A 21,221-nucleotide genomic window follows, 5' to 3' on the forward strand; every position below is an offset into this window, starting at 1 on the left:
GGTTGGTTATTATTTTTCAATCCGTGATTCAGTAACGGTCGCCTGAAGGGGCGGTAACGGTCAATTGAATCGTTTTTACGACGTCGGTTTGACCATATTTCGCTGTCAGGGTAGCAGTACCGCGGTTTTTAGCGACGATCTGGCCTTGACTGACGTCAGCGATGTTAGGATTGCTGCTGGTCCAGGTCAACATGGAACTGACCTTGGCATAATAGGACTTGTCCGGCAGCACGGTAAGCACTTTATCAAGCGGAATGGTATCCTTCTGGATCAGGGTCAGGCTGGGAGCAAGCCTGTAATCAACGACGGTAAAGACCTTACTGGCGGAAACCGTGTACGCATCTGTAAGCTTGACGCCAGCCTGGAGGGTGACCGGGCCGGGTGATAGGGCGTTGAGCTTCATGCCTGGTGATCCTGAAATCGGAGTTAGCTGAACCCGCGCGGCTCCGCTCCCCAGCGACCAGGAGAGGGGGCTCAGCGGCAAATCTTCGCCAGACGACCAGATGGCGGAGCTTACCGCCGATTGGCCGGATAGGAGCAGCTCTCCGATACCGTTGATCTGCAGAATCGGTGTCCGCACAGATGCAGCGGTCTGAAGCGGGAACGTATATCCGGTATCTCTCATGCTTATTATGGCTTCGATGCTGCCGGCAGGGCTCACCGGCTTCAAGGCCGTCAAGGTGGCGCCTGCGTTGCTGCTGTCCGAAATGTCCAGTCCGTTTCCGGCTGTCCAGGATACAGAGTAGGGAGGAGCTGCGCCGGCCCATCGAATCGCAAGATTACTCGTCTGAGAAGGCAGCAGGCTGCTCTTGCCGATAGCCAGCTCGGGCTTGGCCACGATGTTGACATTAATGGTCCGGATGCTGAGGGTAATGGCCTCGCTATCCTTATCTCCCGCACGCAGCTTCTGCAGAGCTTCAAGCCTCAGGATGCCGCTGCCCGGCGCTATCGCTTCCATTTTCCTGCTCAAAGAATCCGAATTCCCGGACAAGGCTCCGGAAGCGCCGTTCAGCGGGCTCCACGACCAGCGGTAAATGAGTGGCCTGGATGGATCGCCGACAGGAACGATATCTCCCCAGGAGCGGCTCCACTGTGCCCTGTTGTCGCCGGTGACGATATGATTAGGACCAGTCAGCGTAAGATCCGGTTCGACCACATCAAGGACAAGCGTATTGCTCTCGTATGCACCGCCGGTGGTGTTCACGACAGCTTTGATCGTGTATCTCTTGGGAACAGTCGGATAAAAGGAGCCGCTCCAAGTCTTGCTGTCGATCGCAGCCGTGTCCTCGATGCCCATGTCCGTTGCTTGCAGCGGAGAGACGGTCCAGATGGCATTGCTGGTCACGTTTCTGCCCGTTGACTTCACTAGAGCGGCCTGAAGATCGATCCGGCTGCCCAGGACATATGTGAGCTGATTGCTCTTCACCGAGATGGTCAGGCCGGTCTGAATGACCATGACCTCGGCGGAGGAGCTGAGGTCGGTAATCTTGTCCGTGACGGTGATGATGGAGCGGGTGCCTTGCTGCAGTCCCGTCACGATGCCGGTATCGGTGACGCTGACTGCAGATGGATTGCTCGAGCTCCAGTTGAGTCTCGTAATCGTCGCATCTGCAGGCTCATAGACCGGAATCAGCTTGTAGCTGTCGCCGACGCCGAGCTCGGCACCTGCAATCTCCAGCTTCGTCAGCGGCACGACCGCCTCCAGCGATACGGCGTTGAACGTGGCTTGCGAGGGCGTCAGCTGGCCGATGTTGCGGAAGCTGAGCGCAGCGGCATTCATGGAATACCTGTCGGTCTTCGCTGCATTGGCAGTCACGGTGAACGAAATGGGATCGGCGGAGTATGACGACCCGGACGCATCCGGCCGGTACTGGATATCGGCCAGATTGCCGCTTATCGTATAGCCCTCGGCAAGGGTGCCCGATTTGGTGAAGCCGGATGGGAGGCCGCTCACCTCGATGTTGGCGGGCAGCTTCTCCGTGAAGACGGGCGAGGCTATTACCATGCGGCTAGCTTCTCCCTGGCGATTCTGCACCGGTTTGGGAAGGATCCGGTAGTTGAGCTGGAAGTCCTTGCCGCGTATGGCCATGGGGTCCTTGTACAGACCGTCTATGCTTCGGGATACCTCGAGATTCGCGGATACGACCTCAATCTTGACCGGAATGGAGATCTCCGATCGGGCTCCCTGCTTGTCCTGCACCGAGATTTTAACCTCGATATCCCCGCCTTGCGGGAGGGGATTGGAATACGATTCCGAGATGAGGGCTCCCGAAAGCGCTTGGCTGGACTGGTATTTGGTTTCCGTGACCTTTTTGCCGTTCTTGGTGTAGGTGAACTCGACCTTTGCCTGAAGCTTGCGGTCGTTCAGGTCGAGATCCTCCGGAGTGAAGCTCACTGGAATGTCCTGGTAAGCCGGAATGATGTTGGCCGCGGCAGCGCTGTAGGCGACCGGAAGCTGCACGTTCAGCTCCGGCTTGTGATTGGACCCCATGTAGGCCCGGTACATCGTGTTGACGAACAGCTGCTGCTCCCACGGCGGGAAGCTCAGGTCGTGTCCTGTGCCCGAATAAGTGACATTCCCTTTGGAATAGGTGTAGTAGTGGTTATAGCTGTCATAGCTTTTTTTGCCGCTGTCATCGCGGAGTCCACCGGATATGTTGTACCAGGGCACGATGCTCGGGTCCTCCAGATCCAGCACAAAATACTGATCGTGCGTCTTCGCGACCTCTGGAGTCCGCGCGTTTCCTGCCGAATCTGTAATGAGGTTGAACGGGAAGCGCGTCAATAATCCGTCGTTGACATTTTGAACGGTCGTCGAGGTGAGTGGAGCTCCGTAGCCGATGTTTGTATACGTTTTGGTCTGGCCCGTAATCGTTTTGAAGTTGCTCGTCCAGATATTATCCGTGGTGCCGCCGCTGATGAAGACGGTATCGTGGGTGAACATGACGCTTTGTCCCGTCCCGATGAAGTCCTTGACGGCATCTGCCGCGGCCTGCGAGATGCCGGCGGTGGTGTTGTAGGAATCCTTGAATCCAAAGATAAGCATGTCGTAACGACCGTTGCCGATCATGTCGTAGCTTGTTTCCGTTCCTTTGCGGTTGAAGCCGGTCATATCTATGGTGCGGATGCTGATCTTATAGTCGTCTGAAGTCAAATAGGACTGGTTCATACGAGTGCTGCTGGTCAAAGCGCTGCTCGCATCGTTATTGGGCATGACCTGCAGTACGCTGATTTGGGTCTGCTTGTCGCGAAAGCGAATGATGCCGGAGGTGTAGCTTTTGAGGCCGCTCTCCATATCCAAAAGCTCCAGCTTCCAATAATACAGTCCGGAGAAGCCGCGGGGCAACCTGAACTCGAGGCTGCCTGTCGGGCCGGACGTATCGGATGTAGCCACGATTTGATCCGTTGCATAAGGAAGTGAGGAATCTTGATTCAGATAGAGATTGGTGCGGAGCCCGCTGCGGTCCGGTTTTTCGAATTGAAAGGACAGCGTTTCTCCCGACCGATAGATCTGATTCGGATTTTTGGAATAGTTGACAGGGGAAGCGGTGAGCTTTAGCTGCGGCCGCTGGTTCAGCATGGAAGCATATTTAGGTTGAGAGAGTGTGGCGGCGAGAGTTTGAAGCCCTGCCGCATTGATATAAAGGACATTGTCTCTTCTCCCTGAAGCGGTACTGAAGGGACTGAATTTTTCATTCAGTACTCCGGGAGTCAGGACTCCGGCGCTCGTCTGCTGGTACAGCAAGCCGTTCTTGCTGGCCGCGTCGCTGTAGAGCAAGACAAGCAGACCTTTGTTGACATAGCCGTCCAGGATGGCCTGGGCCTTGAGGTTGGTGATGTCATTGAGCTTGTTGAGAGTATTATGCTTGTCCTGGCGGTTGGCGGCCGTCGTCTCTGTCATACCCTCGGGACTGTACAGGCCCTTGCCGATGTATACGGCGTCGTACAGGCCGTCGATATCGGTCCGCAAAGCGACAAACCTCTTCATGGGAAAGGTGTCGATCTGGTACCCGGCTCCGAGGCTGAGGTCGCTTTTGCCGGATTCGGTGATTTCCAGAATGCGGACGGGGTCGCCCGCGCTGGCAGCAGAGACATGCGAGGCAGCTTTTCCTAGCGGAAGGCATTGGATCAGAAGGAACAGGATGAGCGAATAGAAGACGAAGGCGCGCCGGCTGCGTGGCATGATAAACTCTCCTTCCGAATGTCGAAAGTTTTATAGGGAATATAGACTATTTTAGGCATCTAAGATTATAATTCAAATGCCTGAATAAGGATATATTTCGGTAAAAAAATAGTTTCAAAGGATTGGTATCGAGCCGAAATCGGCCATGATTATGAGAGTTTATAACGATATATCAATACTTGTTAAATGTTATTTCACATTCCGTCCTGAAAATAGAGTTAAATTCCAGACCTAAGACCTAAAAAAATTGATTCCAATTGCCGAATTACTACTACATAGAGCAACGGACGGAGGGCGGAGCAGGCATGAGCATGGGGAAAAAGAGGCTGGGCGACCTGCTTGTGGAGAGCGGTGTCATTACGGAGGCGGAGCTTCAGGAAGCGCTGCGCGAGCAGGGGAAATCCAAGCAGAAGCTGGGCGACCTTCTGATCGCGCAGGGATATATCACGGAGCAGCAGCTCATCGAAGTGCTGGAGTTCCAGCTCGGCATCCCGCATGTCAGCTTGTTCAAATATCAGATCGACCCTTCGATCGCCCAGATCATTCCGGAGAGCCTTGCCCGCCGCTACCAGGTCATCCCGCTGCACAAGGAAGGCGGCAAGCTGATGGTCGCCATGGCGGACCCGCTCGACTACTTCGCGATCGAGGAGCTGCGGATGAGCACGGGCTTCCGGATCGAGCCGGCCATCTCCAGCAAGGAGGAGCTGAACCGGGCGATCGCGCGATTCTACGGCCTGCAGGACTCTATGAGCCAGATCATGGGAGATCTGCCGCTGCAGGAAGACATCGGGGAGATGGAGATCACCGACGAGGATTCTCCTGTCGTGCGGCTCGTCAACGGCATGATCCAGCAGGCGGTCCAGCTTCAGGTATCCGACATCCACGTCGATCCCGGCGAGAGCCAGGTCGTCATCCGCTACCGGATCGACGGCATGCTGCGCTCGGAGCGGATCATTCCGAAGCAGATGCAGGGCTTCATTACGGCACGACTCAAGATCATGGCCCGGCTCAACATCGCGGAACGCCGGCTGCCTCAGGACGGACGCATCAAGATGCAGGTGGATTACCGCACCGTCGATATCCGGGTCTCTTCGCTTCCGACGATACACGGCGAAAAGCTCGTGCTCCGGATTCTGGATCTCAGCGTCGGCGTCAAGGGCATCGACCAGCTCGGCTTCAGCGCTCCGAACTACAGCCTGTTCAAAGGCATGGTGGAATCGCCTTACGGCATCGTGCTTCTGACCGGGCCTACCGGCAGCGGCAAAACGACGACCCTGTACTCTGCGCTGCAGCATCTCAACAAGGACAGCGAAAACATCATCACCATCGAGGATCCGGTCGAGTACCAGCTTGAAGGCATCAACCAGGTCCACGTCAATCCGGCGATCGGCCTGACGTTCGCAGCCGGCCTGCGCTCGATTCTCCGGCAGGATCCCAACATCGTCATGGTCGGGGAAATCCGGGATTCGGAGACGGCGGAGATCGCCATCCGCGCCTCGCTCACGGGCCATCTCGTGCTGTCGACGCTGCATACGAACGACGCGGTCAGCACGGTGACCCGGTTCCGGGACATGGGCATCGCGCCTTACCTGATCGCCAGCTCGCTCGTCGGCGTCGTCGCGCAGCGGCTCGTGCGCCGGGTATGCCCCGACTGCAAGCAGGCGCATGCCCCGACGGAGCAGGAAGCCATCCTGCTCCGCAGCTACGGCGTGGAGACAGATACGCTGTATCGCGGCACGGGCTGCGGCAACTGCAGCAAGACCGGCTACCGGGGACGGATCGCCATCCACGAGGTGCTGGCCGTATCCGACGAGCTGCGCCGGATGATCGGCAGCGAGGCATCGGTGCTGGAGATGCGAGCCGCTGCGGAGCGGGCCGGACTGGCAGGCCTCCTGCAGGACGGCATGGAGAAGGCAAGGCAAGGGCTGACCACGCTTCAGGAGGTCATGCGCGAAGCGGTCATGCAATAGAAGAGCGGCCGGCTCTTCTTCAATAATAGGATTTCACCTAGTTGCATGTGGAATGAATCGGAACCGGAGAATGAGCATGAGACAGGAGAGATCGCGATGAAGCAGCCGCTGGACAGGATGCTGGAGCTGCTCGGCGAAGCCCGCCGCAGAGGAAGCTCCGATCTTCATTTGTCGCCTGGCGCGCCTCCGATGCTGAGGACGGCCGGACGATTGGAGAGCTGGGGAACGCCGCTCGCCGCCGCCGATACGGAGGCGATGATCCTGCCGCTGCTCGGCAGCGTCATGGAGACCAGCCTGCGCGAGCAAGGCGAGGCCGATCTCGCTTATGAGGCGGATGGAGCGAGGTTCCGCCTTCATGCTTTTCGCCAGCGGGGAGGCATCAGTCTTGCCGCGCGGGTCATACCTGCCTCGGTGCCTTCGCTCGAAGAGCTCGGAGTGCCGGCCGTCGCACGGGAATGGGCAGAGCGCCGTCAAGGGCTGCTGCTCATTACGGGTCCGACGGGAAGCGGCAAATCTTCCACGCTGGCTTCGTTGATCGGGCATATCAATCGGACATCGAGCCGCCATATCGTGACGCTGGAGGATCCGGTCGAGTACGTCCACCCCCACGGAAAGTCGCTGATCGACCAACGGGAGGTCGGAGTCGACACGGCCAGCTTCGAGAGCGGACTGCGCGCGGCGATGCGGGAGGCGCCCGATGTCATCCTGGTCGGCGAAATGCGCGATCCGGAGACGATGGCCGCCGCTCTGACGGCGGCAGAGACGGGGCATCTCGTCCTGTCGACGCTGCATACGGCCGACGCCCCGCAGACGGTGGACCGCATCATCGATTCGTTCCCGGCATCCAGGCAGGGGCAGATCCGCTCCCAGCTCGCCTCGCTGCTCATTGCCGTGCAGTCGCAGCGGCTGCTGCGGCGGGCGGGCGGCACGGGCCGCCTGTGCGCGGCGGAGATCATGGTGAACACTCCGGCGGTGGCCAACCTGATCCGGACGGAGAAGGTGCACCAGATCCGCAGCGTCATGCAGACCGGCAGGGCGCAAGGCATGTGCACGCTGGAGGGCAGCGTGAGGATGCTGCTCGAGCAGGGGCTGGCCGATTCGGCGGAAGCCAGGGCTTATTTGAGCGAAAGGGGCGAATGACGCTTGGCGCAATTTCAATACCACGTCAAAAGCGGCAGCGGCAAGCAGCTGAAGGGCATGCTCACGGCGATGGACAAGGCGTCCGCGATGGAAGAGCTGCGCCGGCGCGGCCTCATCGTCCTTTCGCTGGATGAGCACCGGAACACCGTGTTCAACATGGACATCTATATCGGCAATCCCGTCAAGATGGCTCATTTCATCGTTTACTGCCGCCAGTTCGCCACCTTGATCCGCGCCGGCGTCACGATCGTGGACGCGACCGAGATTCTCGCGCAGCAGACGGAGAGCAAGGCGCTGCGCAAGGCTTTGCAGGATGTGCACTCCGCCCTGCTGAGGGGCAGCTCGTTTTCCCAAGCCGCGCAGGATCACAAGCGGATCTTTCCGGTCATGTTCACCAGCATGATTCGAGCCGGCGAGGAATCCGGCGATCTGGAAGGGACGCTCGAGAGGCTGGCGACGTTCTTCGAGAAGGGGCATGTGACGCGGGAGAAGATCAAGTCTGCGCTTACGTATCCCGTCATCGTCGGCCTGCTGGCGATTGCTGCGGTCGTGTACCTGCTCAAGGCGATCGTGCCGCAGTTCGTCGCGATGTTCGAGTCGATGAACGCGGAGCTGCCGGCGATCACCAAGATCGTCATGGCGATGAGCAAAAGCGTCGAGAACCAATGGTACGTCTGGATTCTCGTCGCGATTGCGGTCGTAGGCGGCATCTATGGCATTTCGCGTACGGACCGGGGCGGATACGGGCTTGATTACCTCAAGCTGAAGATGCCGGTATTCGGCAAGCTGCAGCAGAAGGGCGCCATCGCCCAGGTGTCGCGCACGCTGTCCTCGCTCTATGCGAGCTCGGTGCCGATGCTGCAGTCTCTCCACATCGTGGAGGAGGCTGTCGGCAACAGGGTCATCGCCGGTTATCTGCGCAAGTCGGCGGACTCGCTGCGGCGGGGCAACCCGCTGTCCGAGCCGCTCAAGAAGGCGTGGGTGTTCCCGCCTCTGGTGACGCAGATGATCGCGATCGGCGAAGAGACCGGCGCGCTCGATCAGATGCTCGCCAAGGTCGCGGACTTCTACGAGATGGACGTCGACAACACCGTCGACCGGCTGAAGTCGCTGATCGAGCCGCTTCTGATCGTGTTCCTGGCGGGGGTTGTAGGCCTCATCGTCGCGGCGATCATGCTGCCGATGTTCAGCTTGTATGGGCAGATGGGATAGACAACAAGAATGGATGACATAGATGGATTGGCAGGTTGGAAGGCAAGGCGGGGCATACAGTGAACCCTGATGCCCTTGAGAATGACAACAAATCAATGAATATGGGAGTGATCGACATGACAGCAGTATTGAAACGTCTGAAGAAGGATGAGAAGGGCTTCACGCTGATCGAGCTTTTGGCTGTTATCGTTATTTTGGGTATTATTGCTGCGATTGCGATTCCTTTGATTGGGAGAGTAATGGACAATTCTAGAGACACTTCCGATTTGAACACGGCTCGTCAAATTAGAGATGCAGCTAAATTGTATGTAACAAGTGAAATGAATGGAAATGCAGGAGCTGGCGATCGAGTAATTCCTATTTATGGATCTGCAACCAGTCCTGGACTCGCTTCAGAGGGTTTTCTAGAGAACAATCTCACTTTACCGAGTACTGGAGCAGCTATCTCAGGAGGAAATGTCACATTTACGGACAATGAATTTGCGAGTATCAGTATTGATGTAGCAAACTCAGCTACTGATGTAGTATTCACAGCTGACCAATTACAATGATTTTAAGGTAAGCATGATCGTCATAATCACTCTTTACCTCTTCCTCCTAGGCCTCGCCTGCGGCTCGTTCTTCAACGTCGTCGGCCTGCGCGTGCCGCTCGGCCAGTCGCTCGTCGCGCCGCCGTCGAGCTGCCCGTCCTGCGGGCAGCGGCTCGCCGCGCGGGACCTCGTGCCCGTGCTGAGCTATGCGCTCAGCCGGGGACGCTGCCGACACTGCGCTGCGCCCGTGTCGGCGCTCTATCCGGCCGGCGAGCTGGCGGCCGGCCTGCTGTTCGTCTGGGCCTACCTCCGGTTCGGCCTGACGGCGCAGGGGGCGATCGGCATGCTGCTGGCCAGCCTCGCCGTCATCGTCACCGTGTCGGACATCCGCTATATGCGGATTCCCAACGCGGTGCTGCTGGCTTTCGCGCCGATACTTCTGGCGCTGCGCATATTCTGCCCCGGCGAGCACACCATCCTCTATTACCTGCTGGGCGCATTGGCAGGCGGAGGCATTCTGCTCGCCGCCGCCCTGCTCAGCCGGGGAGGGATGGGGCTCGGCGACGTCAAGCTGCTCGCGGTGCTCGGTCTCGCGCTCGGCTGGCCGGGAACGCTGCTGGCGCTCATGCTCGGCAGCCTGGCAGGCACGATCGGCGGCAGTATCCAGCTCCGGGCCAAGAAACGAAGCGGCGGCGCTGCGCGGCAGCCGATTCCGTTCGGGCCTTACCTGGCGCTGGGCGCGCTCATTGCTTACGGATACGGAGATGCGCTGATTGACGGTTACCTGACTTTATTCACATAGCGGGAAGTGATGATATCTATGCTCGCAATGGGCAGCAAGCGGATCGGGATGACGGTGGACGCCTCCGGAATCCGGTATGCGACTCTACGGAAGAAAAATGGATGGGAGATCGAGAAGACCGGCTTCTACCCGTTCCCGCCCGGGCTCATCGAGCAGGACGGAATCATCAATGACGAAAGCCTGCGCATCTCCATCCGCCAGTGGGCCAAGGAAGAGCGGCTGCAGGGGGCCTCGGCCATCCTCGCCGTGCCGACTTCCCAGGTCATCGTCCGGCGGCTGATGATTCCGGCGGTGAACGACAGGGAGCTTCGCGAGCTCATCCACCTCGAGGTGGAGACAGCGATGCATCTTCCCTTCGACAATCCCGTCTACGATTACGTGCCGGTCGTTCGCGGAGAGGAGACGACACAGGTTCTCGTCTACGCGGCTCCGCGCAGTTGGATCGATCCGCTCGTCTCCATGCTCCGGGAAGCCCGGATCAAGGTTGTCGGCACGGGCATCGCGGCGACGGCCATCCAGGGAGCGGTGAATCCGCTCAACCTGGAGCCGCCTTCGGGCCATATGTACATTCATCTCAAGGGAGCTTCGGTGGAGATCGCCATGTTCCACGAGGGGAATCCTGTCTTCATTCGTTCCATCGACGAAGACGGAACCTCGGAAGGGCTGAGCGGCCTGCGCGTCGGAGAGCTGACGGCCGAGATTTCGCGGATGCTCAGCTTCTACCAGTTCGGCATCCATGAAGGAAGCTCCAAGATTACGAAGGGCATCCTGTCCGGCGGAGGCGACAGCGCCAAAACGCTGATGAACGCTCTGCGCCAAGCGCTGCCGGATGTAGACTTCTATGAGGCGGGAGCGGCTTCCATCGCGGCCGGCATGGAATCGGACATCGCCGAGAATTATTTGATTCCCGGCGGCCTGCTCGTCCGCAGCGAATCGGTTCGGCGGCTCACGCTGCTGCCGCGCATCGATCGCGAGAAACGCTACGCTCCGCTGGCCGTGTCGCTGATCGCGGTCGCCTGGATCGCCTGCGCCGCTCTGTCCGTCTACGGCTATGCGGCGGCAACGGCAGATGCGTCCCGCAAAGAAGAGCGGATACTCGCTTTGGGCCAGGAGCGGCTTGCGCTGCAGCGGCAGATCAGCAAGGCCGGCAGCTCCGCGGCAAGCGGCTCCGATCCGTACGAGCAAGCCGAGCTGCTGCGCGCCTCCAAGCAGGATGTTGCCGCGCTCGCCCGCGGTCTGGAGGACATTCTGCCTCCGGCTTCCCGGCTCGTCAACTTCCGGTATGCCAAGGGAGGCCAGCTCCTCGCCGACGTCCGAATGGCGACGCTGGGCGATGCCTCGAAGTACCTGTTCGATCTGCGGAGGGTTTCCTGGATCGGCCATGCGGAGATGAACACGATCGCCGCCGCCGATTCGGGAGCCGTCCTTGGCCCGGGCGATGCCCGCACCGCTTCGGCTTTGACGGTTTCCTATTCCATCCGCATCATGCCGGCCAATCAACAGCAAGAGAAGGAGGCGACAGCCGATGGCACGGCGCCGTAATACGCTTATCCTGCTCACGGCTGTCATTCTGTTCCTGCTTCTGCTGCTGTACGCTTTCTACTTCGTCAAGCCGGCCTTCGACAAGTCCGCCTCTCTGGACGGAGAGATCGCCCAGCAAGAGAGGCTGACCGAAGTGCTGCGCAAGAAGCTGGCGGAAAAGCAGGTTGCAGCCGATGCCCGTCCCGTCGACGGCGTCCAGGGAGCGCTGCCCTACTGGGACAATACCGAGCAGCTGGCGCTCGATCTGGAGCGCATCGGCGCCGAAGCCAAGGTCAGCCATGCTTCGCTGAGCTTCGCCGGCGACTTGTCCGCGTCGGAGCCGCTGCTCGAACGCAGCGGGACGGCAGCCGGAACCGGCAGCGTCCAAGGCGCTGCCGCAGGCTCGGATGAAGCGGCTCCCGACGCCGCGTCCGATTCTCTGGCCGCTGCTGCGGAAGGCCAGACGGCATCGCCGGACGGGGCAGCCCAAGATGGCGGACAAGCCCAAGCCGCAGCGTCCGAACCCAAAAAGCTGCAGGTCGCTGCTGTGATCAAAGGCAGCTACGAGTCCATATTGGCTTACGTGGAACAGGTGAACCTCATGGAACGGATTACGACCGTCGACTCGCTCGAGATCGCCCGGGGCGCCTCCGGCTCGGAGGACGGACGGGAGCTGACCGTGAACTTCGCCTTCACGGCCTACTTCGACCCTTCCTACCGCAGCCAGGTCGAAGACGCCCTGCTTCCTTTCGCGGAGTCCTCCGCGCCAAGCCAGTAATTGCAAGCACTTCTTCATCCAAGCCGGTCCTCATGGACCGGCTTTTTCGCGTCTTTTCGGCCCCGAAGCTTCGACTGCAGCAGCCCTTCTTTCGCCTTATACCCGATTATGCCAAAAACTTTTCCCCTGATCTCCTTCAATCCCGACAGGCGCCACCTCCATTCGACGGGTTAAGCAATGAACTAAATCCCGTTAAGAATCTTTCAGAAGGTGAAATTCCCCGCATGGCCTGCAAGGTATGGACGCAGCCGCGCATCCCGCCGCTTCAAGCGCGGCAAGCTTTCTTGCCTGCCGCCGACAAACGCGCGCGGCGTATTCGCCAAGCCGGAGGTTTTGTCGGAAAAAACTTTTGGCGCGGACCCTTGTTCTGACAAACTTTCTTAAAACGGCCCTCTATAATCAGACCTACACAAAGCGGAAATGGTGGTGCCGGTATGAAGGAAAAGGCCAACATCGTCCTGTTCCCGGGACAGCAGCGGACAAGCCGTACGGCGGACGCGCTGCGCAAAGGAAAGGAAAGAGCCGCCTCCCTGAGAGCGGTGCAGCTGATCGCCTCGAAGAGGTGGACGATCTTGCTGGCTCTGGTCGGGTTCCTGCTCGGAAGGGCGGTCATTCTGGAAAATTTGATGCCGTTCGCTCCCGCATACTTCGCGGTCGTCTTCTTCCTCCGAAGGGACGTGTACAAGCTGGCGGCCGTGTCGCTCGTCGCGGGAAGCCTGCTGGCGGCGACGCCGAGCGTGATCCCGATCGCGATGGAGATCGCCGTGCTGTTCCTGCTCCTCAAGGGACTGGAAATGTACGAGAAGGCGGAGCTGTCCCAAGCCCCCATCCTCGTCTTCGCCGCCACGCTGGTCGTGAAGCTGTTCGGGGCGTTCGTCCACTCTACGCTCGGCTGGTACGATCTCATGATGGTCGGCGTGGAGTCGGCGCTGGCATTCGTCCTGACGCTCGTGTTCGTCCAGGCGATCCCGGTGCTGACGCTCACCCGCAAGAGCAATGCGCTCAAGAATGAGGAGATCATCTGCCTCATGATCCTGATGGCGTCGGTGATGACCGGGGCGGTCGGATGGAGCGTCTCGGGCTTGTCCCTGGAGCATGTGCTCTCCCGTTACATGCTGCTGCTGTTCGCGCTGGCGGGCGGAGCCCCCCTCGGCGCATCGGTCGGCGTCGTCGCCGGCCTCATCCTCAGCCTCGCCAACCTGAATGCGATCGTGCAGATGAGCCTGCTCGCGTTCTCCGGAATGCTTGCCGGGCTGATGAAGGAAGGCGGCCGGATGGCCGTTGCTTTCGGGATGCTGCTCGGTTCCTCCATTCTCTCTCTTTATATAGGAGGCCAGACGGATGTGATGGCCAGCACCTGGGAGTCGGTCGCAGCGGCGGCGCTGTTCCTGCTCACCCCCAAGATCGTGGTGAAGATGATCTCGAGGTATGTGCCCGGCACGAGCGAGCATGTGAAGTCCCAGCATGAATATGCGAAAAGAGTGCGGGAAGTAACGGCCCAGCGGGTCACGCAGTTCTCGGAAGTGTTCCGCCAGCTGGCGAGCAGCTTCGGACAGCTCAATACGCCGGCGGCGCAGAAGCCCGCGGAGGAAGAGATCCAGCATTTTATGAATGCAGCCTCCCAGAAGGTCTGCTCGAACTGCCACCGCAAGGATATGTGCTGGAACGGCAAGTTCTACGACACTTATAAGATGATGACGGAAATGATGACGGCGGTGGACGAGGGCCATGACGGAATCCGGAAGGACAAGCCCCGCACCTGGACGAGCCATTGCAGCAAAACCCATCTGGTGATAGCGGCGCTGCAGCAGCAGCATGAGCGGTACAAGCATGATCTTCATTGGAAAAAGCAGATCTTCGAATCGCGTCAGCTCGTTGCGGATCAGCTGAGCGGCGTCTCGCAGATCATGGAGGATCTCGCGCGGGAGATCCAGAGAGAGGGCCAGACGCTTCATCTGCAGGAGGAGCAGATCCGCGACGCGCTGGAGTCGCTGGGATTGTCCATACATGGACTCGATATTATCAGCCTGGAGGAAGGAAATGTTGAGATTGAGGTGTACCACACGTTCCCTAAGGGGCATGACGAAAGCCGCAAGATCATCGCGCCGCTGCTTAGTGATATCCTGGGCGAGCATGTCGCGGTAAAGGCGGAGCGGAATCCCGCCAAGCACGGAGAGCCGAACCTGGTCGTCTTCGGTTCCGCCAAGGAGTACGAGATCGTGACGGGCATCGCCGGAGCGGCCAAGGGCGGCGACCTGCTGTCGGGAGACAGCTTCAGCACCGTCGAGCTTGGCAACGGCAAGTTCGCGGTCGCCATCAGCGACGGCATGGGTAACGGGGAGCGGGCGCGGCTGGAGAGCAGCACAGCGCTCAGCATCCTGCAGCAGCTGCTGCAGTCCGGCATGGACGAGCAGCTGGCGATCAAGTCGGTCAACTCGGTGCTGATGCTCCGATCGCCGGATGAGATGTTCGCCACGGTCGACGTGGCTCTGATCGATATGTACACGGCCAATACGACCTTCATGAAGATCGGGTCGACGCCAAGCTTCATCAAGAGGGGCAATGAGGTCATACCCGTGGCGGCCAACAACCTGCCGATCGGCATTTTGCAGGAAATCGACGTCGATCTCATCAGCATGCAGCTGCAGCCGGGGGACACGCTCATCATGATGACGGACGGAATCTACGATGCGCCGGGCCACGCGGTGAACAAGGAGCTGTGGATGAAAAGGGTGATCCAGGAGATGCAGACGACGGATCCGCAGGAGATTGCCGATACGCTGCTGGAGCGGGTCGTTCGCCACTACAAAGGCGAGATCGTCGACGACATGACGGTCGTCGTGGCGAAGATTGAGAAGCATGTGCCGGAATGGGCGTCCTTCCGCTGGCAGGGAGTGAACAAGTTCGAGCGTCCCCGCACGGTGAGCTGAAGTCGCTTTGTTTTCCCCCCAAGTCCGTTCCTTGCGCCCGAGATCGGCGTGAGGGCTATGATAGCCGTCTCCCTTGCGGAGCGTCCAAAACCCAATTATTTAGGAGGAACAATTCCCATGGCGATATCCATCCGTAAAAGCGGTGCCCGTTCCCGTAAAAAGCGCGAGAATCTGCTCATGAAGCAGCTTCAAAGGCTGGAGGAGATCAAGCGGCAGGAAGAGGAGGCCCGCAAGCTGGAGGAAGAGCGGCGGCGCGAGGCGGAGCGGGCCAAGCGCCGCGAGGAAGAGCTGAGGCTCGAGGAGCTGCGCTTGCAGGAGATGCTGCTGAGGGAGATGGACCGGATGCGCCTGCGGACCGACCGCAAGCGCGGCAAGCGGCTCTGGACAGCGGAAGAGCGGATGGCGCAGCGCGTCTTCGCGGCGGCTTTGATGGAGACGGCAGCAGCGTCGGCAGCCGCCCATCAGGCAGAGCAGAGAGGGTATGCCGAAGGCAGGATGGAGGTGCTGTCCGCGGGCGGCGGCAAGCCGGGCTTGCATCGACAAGCGGAGCGGTCGTCGCAGCTGGTCGCGGTGCAGGGCGGACGATCGGCGTCTCAAGCGAGGGATGGCTCGCCGACAGGCCGGCTTGCGGAGCAGCAAGCCTCCGGGGATGACAGCATGAGTGCGGATAAGAGAACGAAGTCAGCAGGATTTCATCCGAAGATAGAGGTTGTCGTCGCACAGCTTGAGGAGAAGCCGGCCATGCGTCGACGAACGGCCTGGCTCCATGACCGCCGAATGCGGCTCGGTCCGGCAAGAAGTCCATGCGGCGAGTGCGTGGAGAGAGGCTCCTTCGGGAGCCGGAAAGAGGAGGTGACGAAAGGCCTGGACTAAGACCCGATTCCAATATCGCCCGCCCTCATCCGGGCAAGGCGTTCCCATAAAGCAGACCGGCAGCCCCCATTCGGGCTGCCGGTCTTTTTTTGCCTGCACCTCTTGACAGGGTGATGCATAGGTTATATGGTTAGTTACATGAGTAATTAACCAATTGGGTGGTGGATATAGTGACGTTTCCGGTGGATGACGGCCGCCCGATTTTCATGCAGGTTGCCGAGCGGATTGAGGACGACATCGTCGATGGAAGTCTGGCGGAGGAAGCGCAGGCGCCGTCGACCACTCATTTCGCCCAGTTCTACGGAATCAATCCGGCGACGGCGGCCAAGGGAGTGAATCTATTGGTGGATCAAGGCATTCTCTACAAGAAGCGGGGAATCGGCATGTTCGTGGCGGAGGGCGCAAGGGAGAAGCTGCTGGCGCGCAGGCGCAATCAGTTCTACGAGCAGTATATCGTGCCGCTGCTGCAGGAGGCGGAGAAGCTGGGCATAAGCGGGGAGCAGCTCGCTTCGCTCATAACGGACAAAGGGAGGGGCGGATGACATGCATGCCGTGGAACTGAATGGGCTTACGAAGACCTATGGAGGGCAGCACGCGCTGGACGGCATTACGCTGAAGATGGAGGAGAACCGGATCTATGGGCTGCTCGGACGCAATGGGGCGGGCAAGACGACTCTTATGCATGTGCTGACCGCCCAGTTGTTCGCCACATCGGGAGAAGTCAAGGTGTTCGGCAGCCATCCTTTCGAGAACGAAGAGATGCTCCGCAAAATCTGCTTCATTAAAGAGAGCCAGAAATACCCGGAAAACTTCCATGTGCACGATGTCCTGGCCGTAGCTTCGTCGCTGTACCCGCGCTGGAGCCAGGAGACGGCGGAGCAGCTGCTCAAGGAATTCCGTCTGCCGGTGAAGAAGCGCGTGAAGAAGCTCTCCCGCGGCATGCTGTCTGCTGTCGGCATCATCGTCGGCCTTGCCAGCCGCGCCGAGCTGACGCTGTTCGATGAGCCTTACCTCGGCCTGGATGCGGTCGCGCGGGAAATCTTCTATCGCAATCTGATTCAGGAATACGCCGAGCTTCCCCGTACGATCGTGCTTTCATCCCACCTTATCGACGAAGTGAGCGGGCTGCTGGAGCACATCTATCTGATCGACCGCGGCAGGCTTATTCTGGACGAGGAAGCGGAGCTGCTTCGGTCGCGGGCGTACAGCGTGGCAGGTCCGGCAGCCAAGGTGGACGCCTTCCTTCGGGGACGAAGCGTGCTGGGCAAGGAGCCTCTGGGTGGATTTCTCCGCGCCTCAGTGTTCGGAGAGCTGGGCGACGGCGGCATGGCGGCAGCCAAGACGGCTGGCCTTGAGGCGGCGCCGCTCACCCTGCAGCAGCTGGTCGTGCAGATGACCGCAAATGAATCCGGAAACGAGGAGGGATCGGCATGAACCGGACGGCAAGCGTAGCGCTCATGCATGCCAGGGACAAGTGGACCTGGCTGTACATTCCCTGGATGGTGCTCCTGTCAAGCTTCATCGTCAATTTTGCGATCGGACTCATCGCGCGGCCGGAAAATTTCACGACGGGCGGACTGTTGTCCATCCTGATCTATATGCTGGTGGCCGGCATGGTCGTCATCCACCAGACGTTCTCCTTCTCGCTCGGGCTTTGTATCACCCGCCGCAGCTATTTTGCCGGGACGGCCGCGGCGGCCGGCGGATTCATTCTCCTGTCGGCCTTGCTGCTGACCGTTATGCTTCTGCTGGAACAGGCGACCGATGGCTGGGGAGTCGGTCTTCATTTCTTCGAGATTCCTTACCTCAGCGATTCCGGAGCGGGACTCGCGCTATGGACGTTCTTCAGCCTGCTGCTGTTCATGTTTTTCGGAGGCATGGCGACGGGAAGCCTGTTCCGCCGCTTCGGCAAGAAAGGATTGTTCTCCTTCTTCCTCCTGTCGATGCTCGGCTTAGGAGGCTGGACGGCGGTCGTGACGGCCAAAAACTGGTGGCGGGGCGTCGGCAGTTGGCTCATGAAGCTCGACTTTACGATCGTCCAGACGACATTCCTCCTGCTCGCCTGCACGTTGGCGCTGGCCGCCGTCTCGTACATGCTGCTCCGGCGTTCCACGGTTCAGGCGTAGAAAATCGAAAGAGGCTGTCCCATTAAGTCACCAACAATGACTTATGAGACAGCCTCTTATAGCAGAGACAAAGGTTACGGTTTCAAAATGTCATCGATTTTTTGCAATTCCTCGGTGCTGAATTCAAGGTTGTTTAGAGCGGCAACATTTTCTTCGATTTGGCTTACTTTGCTCGCTCCGATCAGTGCGGAGGTTACTCTGCCGCCGCGAAGCACCCAAGCAAGAGACATTTGCGCGAGGCTTTGTCCGCGTGCGGCCGCCACCTCATTCAGTTTTCTCACCTTCTGGACCGTCTCTTCCTTGACGTCGTTCTCGCGAAGAAACGTGTTCGGCTTTGCTGCTCTGGAATCGCTCGGAACTCCAGACAAATAGCGGCTTGTCAACAGCCCTTGAGCCAGCGGACAGAAGGCGATGCTGCCTGTACCATTTTCTTCAAGCACATCAAGCAGACCATCCTCCACCCAACGATTGAGCATCGAGTAGGAAGGTTGATGAATGAGCATCGGCGTGCCGAGCTGCTTCAAAATCTGGATGGCTTCGGCCGATTGTTCGGGGCTGTAGCTCGAAATGCCTACGTAAAGCGCTTTCCCTTGACGAACGACTTGATCGAGCGCCGCCATCGTTTCTTCCATTGGTGTTTCCGGGTCCGGTCGATGAGAATAGAAAATATCGACGTAGTCCAGTCCCATCCGTTTCAAGCTTTGGTCCAAGCTGGCAATCAGGTACTTCCTGGAACCCCATTCTCCGTAAGGACCTTCCCACATCCCATATCCGGCTTTCGTCGAGACGACGAGCTCGTCCCGATAAGGTTTCAAATCCTTTCGCAGCACTTCGCCGAACGTTTCTTCTGCAGATCCTGGAGGCGGCCCATAATTGTTAGCCAAATCGAAATGCGTAATCCCCAGATCGAATGCCCGGAGCAGCATGGCTCGGGAATTTTCGAAACTATCGACCCCCCCGAAATTATGCCACAAGCCGAGCGAAATTCCGGGGAGCTTAAGTCCGGATTTTCCGGTGCGGAAATATTTCATGGAACCGTAGCGGTTTTTATTTGCTTGATAAGGCACGATATCACGATCCTTTCATCTGTGCTTCGTATGGTTTGCATGGGTAATCAAAAGAAACGGCTATTCTGCGGGCAATTCTTGGATTTTGGGTTATGACCGCTGATTATTCGAGAGTAATGTCATTTACAACAGCCGTGGTGGCAGCTTCGCTTGCATGTGAAGTAATAGCCAGACCTAAATAAAATTCATGAGAAAGCTTCATCGTAAATTGAGTATAGCGCTTCCAAGACCGACCGTCCGAGCTGTGAAATGCCGTGAATTCGTCGCCAATCCGTTTCAGACGCAGCCATGTATCCGGATATTGGACAGGGAACTCCGGCGGCACCGTTGTATAATCATCGGGATAGATTGCAACGCTATCGCCGCCCGCTGTCTCACGGTATTGAAACTCGCAGCCTCCGTTGTTTTTATTTCGCAGGCTATTATCGGGGAATGCCATCATATATACGTGAGGGCTGTCGGCGTCCAGAGCTGCACGAGCCATTATCCCTGCCTTCGTATATAAGTGAGGCATGTCCAGCGACTCCAAACGGACTTTAAAATCAAAGTCGCCTGTATGAATGACATAGGCAAAATGGAACTGATCTCTGACACCCCATATGTCTTCGCCGCCCGCGACAATTTCGTAACGTCCGGCTTGCTGTTTGAATGAACCTTGTATCGAAGGGTCTCCAATATTCGCGCTTGATAAGATGATATTTCCCACATCTATCCCTCAATCCGATTTATATTATTCAGCTATCTTCCCGTTCTCAGGCTTTGATTGAGACTGGCGGCATTCTTTTTGATCCCACTCGTCTTAGGAACCTTCCCATATGCAGTTCCCGGTTTAATCTCCTCCTATCTGTGCTTATTCAAAAATAAAGGAAGCGAAGGAATAATTCCATGTTGTCATGAAAGATTAATATGGCATAATGAAAGGAATTGTTGGTGAGGGGGAGTCGAAATGGATACCGGGTTTGACTTACTTTATCATTATCACGGCAAGAAATCCGGCTGTCCTGGTCATAACTGGGGGCCTGGGGTCAAGGACCACTATAAGTTCCATTTCATTCATTCCGGAAAAGGTGTCTTCAAGGCGGAAGGGAAGACCTGGTCTCTGGGCAGGGGGCAAGGTTTTTTGATTTACCCCGATTCGGTATCGCAATATACCGCCGACGAAACGGATCCGTGGATTTGTTCGTGGCTGGCGTTCAGCGGCAGTTCTGCGGAACCATTGCTTGCGGAAATTAATTTGACGCGAGACAATCCCATATTCTTCGCTGCAGACTACTCGTGGTTTGAGACGTTCATCCATGCATTCGATGCTCATAGCGCATATAGTGCAAGCTTGGCATTCGCTCGCCAAAGTTCGCTATACCGCTTTTTCAAAGAGCTCGCCGACCTGGCTGTTGTCACGCAACGAAACCAGAGCGGTAGGCCGCAGGGCCAGAAAGAGCGGTATATCCGTCAAGCAATAGGGTATGTGCACATGAATTTCGGCAACCGGATTTACATATCCGACATCGCGCTTAACGTCGGCATCGATCGGATTTACCTGGCAAGCCTGTTCAAGGAGGCCTTGTCCATGTCGCCACAGGACTATCTGATGAAATACCGAATGGAGAAAGCCTGCGAACTGCTTCGCGACTCCCGTTTGTCGATCGCCGACATTGCGCGCTCTGTCGGATATGAGGACCCGCTTCTTTTTTCCAAAATGTTTAAGAAGAAAATAGGAATACCGCCCCGGAATTTTCGAACGATTAGGTCTATTCGAAATAATGCCGAATAATTGAAAGAAATAACTAGAGGCCGTTGTTGCTTCATGACCATAAAACTCCCTTTTGTGTACGGGTTAATTGAGTTTGGTTGGAGTATGGCCGGAATGATTTATTGCCTGAGCACGTAGAATCAGTTCGAATCACGCTCAATCGGGTCTGTAGATGGAGGCTCATGAAGCTCGACTTTACGATCGTCCAGACGACATTCCTCCTGCTCGCCTGCGCCTTGACTGGCCGCCGTCTCTTATATGCTGCTGCGGCGCTCCACCGTCCAGGCCTAAAGGCCGCTTTCTATCCGCGTTCCCCTGCCGAGGGGAACGCGGTTTTTT

At 58.1% G+C, this 21,221-nt stretch carries 16 protein-coding genes; 13 read left to right on the plus strand and 3 right to left on the minus strand.

Annotated elements, in window-relative coordinates; genetic code table 11:
* Window positions 1-28: 28 nt before the first annotated feature.
* The gene (locus ACLBWT_RS21445) at window positions 29-4,183 is read right to left on the minus strand and encodes a DUF5057 domain-containing protein (RefSeq protein WP_447665153.1); all 4,155 of its coding nucleotides are present in this window, start codon (window positions 4,181-4,183) and stop codon (window positions 29-31) included.
* Window positions 4,184-4,488: 305 nt separating this feature from the next.
* Between ACLBWT_RS21445 and ACLBWT_RS21450 the strand changes: the two genes are divergently transcribed.
* From ACLBWT_RS21450 to ACLBWT_RS21505, 12 genes are all read left to right on the plus strand, one after another.
* Window positions 4,489-6,153, plus strand: coding sequence for a GspE/PulE family protein (locus ACLBWT_RS21450; RefSeq protein WP_447665154.1), 1,665 nt, complete (start codon window positions 4,489-4,491; stop codon window positions 6,151-6,153).
* Between the two features lie 96 nt (window positions 6,154-6,249).
* A complete protein-coding gene (locus ACLBWT_RS21455; RefSeq protein ID WP_447665190.1) occupies window positions 6,250-7,293 on the plus strand; it encodes a type IV pilus twitching motility protein PilT in 1,044 nt (347 codons plus the stop codon).
* A gap of 3 nt (window positions 7,294-7,296) precedes the next feature.
* Window positions 7,297-8,505: a type II secretion system F family protein gene (locus tag ACLBWT_RS21460; protein ID WP_447665155.1), complete on the plus strand. Its 1,209-nt coding sequence runs from the start codon at window positions 7,297-7,299 to the stop codon at window positions 8,503-8,505.
* 35 nt (window positions 8,506-8,540) lie between these two features.
* The gene (locus ACLBWT_RS21465) at window positions 8,541-9,056 is read left to right on the plus strand and encodes a type II secretion system protein (protein ID WP_447665156.1); all 516 of its coding nucleotides are present in this window, start codon (window positions 8,541-8,543) and stop codon (window positions 9,054-9,056) included.
* Window positions 9,057-9,069: 13 nt separating this feature from the next.
* On the plus strand, window positions 9,070-9,837 hold the full coding sequence (locus tag ACLBWT_RS21470) for a prepilin peptidase (RefSeq protein WP_447665157.1): 768 nt from the start codon (window positions 9,070-9,072) through the stop codon (window positions 9,835-9,837).
* 18 nt (window positions 9,838-9,855) lie between these two features.
* Window positions 9,856-11,379 (plus strand): type IV pilus biogenesis protein PilM, encoded by a 1,524-nt coding sequence (gene pilM / locus ACLBWT_RS21475; RefSeq protein ID WP_447665158.1) that lies wholly within the window; start codon window positions 9,856-9,858, stop codon window positions 11,377-11,379.
* Complete coding sequence (locus ACLBWT_RS21480; RefSeq protein ID WP_447665159.1) at window positions 11,363-12,136, plus strand: hypothetical protein; 774 nt, start codon at window positions 11,363-11,365, stop codon at window positions 12,134-12,136. Before pilM ends, ACLBWT_RS21480 begins: the two co-directional genes overlap by 17 nt.
* 434 nt (window positions 12,137-12,570) lie before the next feature.
* Window positions 12,571-15,066 (plus strand): stage II sporulation protein E, encoded by a 2,496-nt coding sequence (spoIIE, locus tag ACLBWT_RS21485; RefSeq protein WP_447665160.1) that lies wholly within the window; start codon window positions 12,571-12,573, stop codon window positions 15,064-15,066.
* A 117-nt stretch (window positions 15,067-15,183) separates the two neighbouring features.
* The gene (locus ACLBWT_RS21490) at window positions 15,184-15,939 is read left to right on the plus strand and encodes a hypothetical protein (protein WP_447665161.1); all 756 of its coding nucleotides are present in this window, start codon (window positions 15,184-15,186) and stop codon (window positions 15,937-15,939) included.
* A gap of 170 nt (window positions 15,940-16,109) precedes the next feature.
* Window positions 16,110-16,481, plus strand: a complete 372-nt coding sequence (locus tag ACLBWT_RS21495) for a GntR family transcriptional regulator (RefSeq protein WP_447665162.1) — start codon at window positions 16,110-16,112, stop codon at window positions 16,479-16,481.
* A gap of 1 nt (window position 16,482) precedes the next feature.
* On the plus strand, window positions 16,483-17,373 hold the full coding sequence (locus ACLBWT_RS21500) for an ABC transporter ATP-binding protein (RefSeq protein WP_447665163.1): 891 nt from the start codon (window positions 16,483-16,485) through the stop codon (window positions 17,371-17,373).
* Window positions 17,370-18,065: a hypothetical protein gene (locus ACLBWT_RS21505; protein WP_447665164.1), complete on the plus strand. Its 696-nt coding sequence runs from the start codon at window positions 17,370-17,372 to the stop codon at window positions 18,063-18,065. The genes ACLBWT_RS21500 and ACLBWT_RS21505 overlap by 4 nt, the downstream gene beginning before the upstream one ends.
* A gap of 74 nt (window positions 18,066-18,139) precedes the next feature.
* Here ACLBWT_RS21505 and mgrA read toward each other — a convergent pair whose 3' ends face one another.
* Together mgrA and ACLBWT_RS21515 are read right to left on the minus strand one after the other, a co-directional pair.
* Window positions 18,140-19,132: an L-glyceraldehyde 3-phosphate reductase gene (gene mgrA / locus ACLBWT_RS21510; protein ID WP_447665165.1), complete on the minus strand. Its 993-nt coding sequence runs from the start codon at window positions 19,130-19,132 to the stop codon at window positions 18,140-18,142.
* 103 nt (window positions 19,133-19,235) lie between these two features.
* On the minus strand, window positions 19,236-19,838 hold the full coding sequence (locus ACLBWT_RS21515; RefSeq protein ID WP_447665166.1) for a hypothetical protein: 603 nt from the start codon (window positions 19,836-19,838) through the stop codon (window positions 19,236-19,238).
* Window positions 19,839-20,078: 240 nt separating this feature from the next.
* On the opposite strand from ACLBWT_RS21515, the gene ACLBWT_RS21520 reads away from it, so the two are divergent.
* Window positions 20,079-20,903 carry an AraC family transcriptional regulator gene (locus ACLBWT_RS21520; protein WP_447665167.1) on the plus strand — a complete coding sequence of 275 codons (825 nt, stop codon included), beginning with the start codon at window positions 20,079-20,081 and terminating at the stop codon, window positions 20,901-20,903.
* Window positions 20,904-21,221: the final 318 nt, after the last annotated feature.

The organism is Paenibacillus sp. D51F (assembly GCF_053345695.1).

Excerpts from the sequence above, each read along its gene's own strand:
- ACLBWT_RS21445 (WP_447665153.1), bottom strand. The coding sequence starts at position 4,183 with ATGCCACGCAGCCGGCGCGCCTTCGTCTTCTATTCGCTCATCCTGTTC.
- ACLBWT_RS21450 (WP_447665154.1), top strand. The coding sequence starts at position 4,489 with ATGAGCATGGGGAAAAAGAGGCTGGGCGACCTGCTTGTGGAGAGCGGT.
- ACLBWT_RS21455 (WP_447665190.1), top strand. The coding sequence starts at position 6,250 with ATGAAGCAGCCGCTGGACAGGATGCTGGAGCTGCTCGGCGAAGCCCGC.
- ACLBWT_RS21470 (WP_447665157.1), top strand. The coding sequence starts at position 9,070 with ATGATCGTCATAATCACTCTTTACCTCTTCCTCCTAGGCCTCGCCTGC.
- pilM (WP_447665158.1), top strand. The coding sequence starts at position 9,856 with ATGCTCGCAATGGGCAGCAAGCGGATCGGGATGACGGTGGACGCCTCC.
- ACLBWT_RS21480 (WP_447665159.1), top strand. The coding sequence starts at position 11,363 with ATGGCACGGCGCCGTAATACGCTTATCCTGCTCACGGCTGTCATTCTG.
- spoIIE (WP_447665160.1), top strand. The coding sequence starts at position 12,571 with ATGAAGGAAAAGGCCAACATCGTCCTGTTCCCGGGACAGCAGCGGACA.
- ACLBWT_RS21490 (WP_447665161.1), top strand. The coding sequence starts at position 15,184 with ATGGCGATATCCATCCGTAAAAGCGGTGCCCGTTCCCGTAAAAAGCGC.
- ACLBWT_RS21500 (WP_447665163.1), top strand. The coding sequence starts at position 16,483 with ATGCATGCCGTGGAACTGAATGGGCTTACGAAGACCTATGGAGGGCAG.
- ACLBWT_RS21505 (WP_447665164.1), top strand. The coding sequence starts at position 17,370 with ATGAACCGGACGGCAAGCGTAGCGCTCATGCATGCCAGGGACAAGTGG.
- ACLBWT_RS21520 (WP_447665167.1), top strand. The coding sequence starts at position 20,079 with ATGGATACCGGGTTTGACTTACTTTATCATTATCACGGCAAGAAATCC.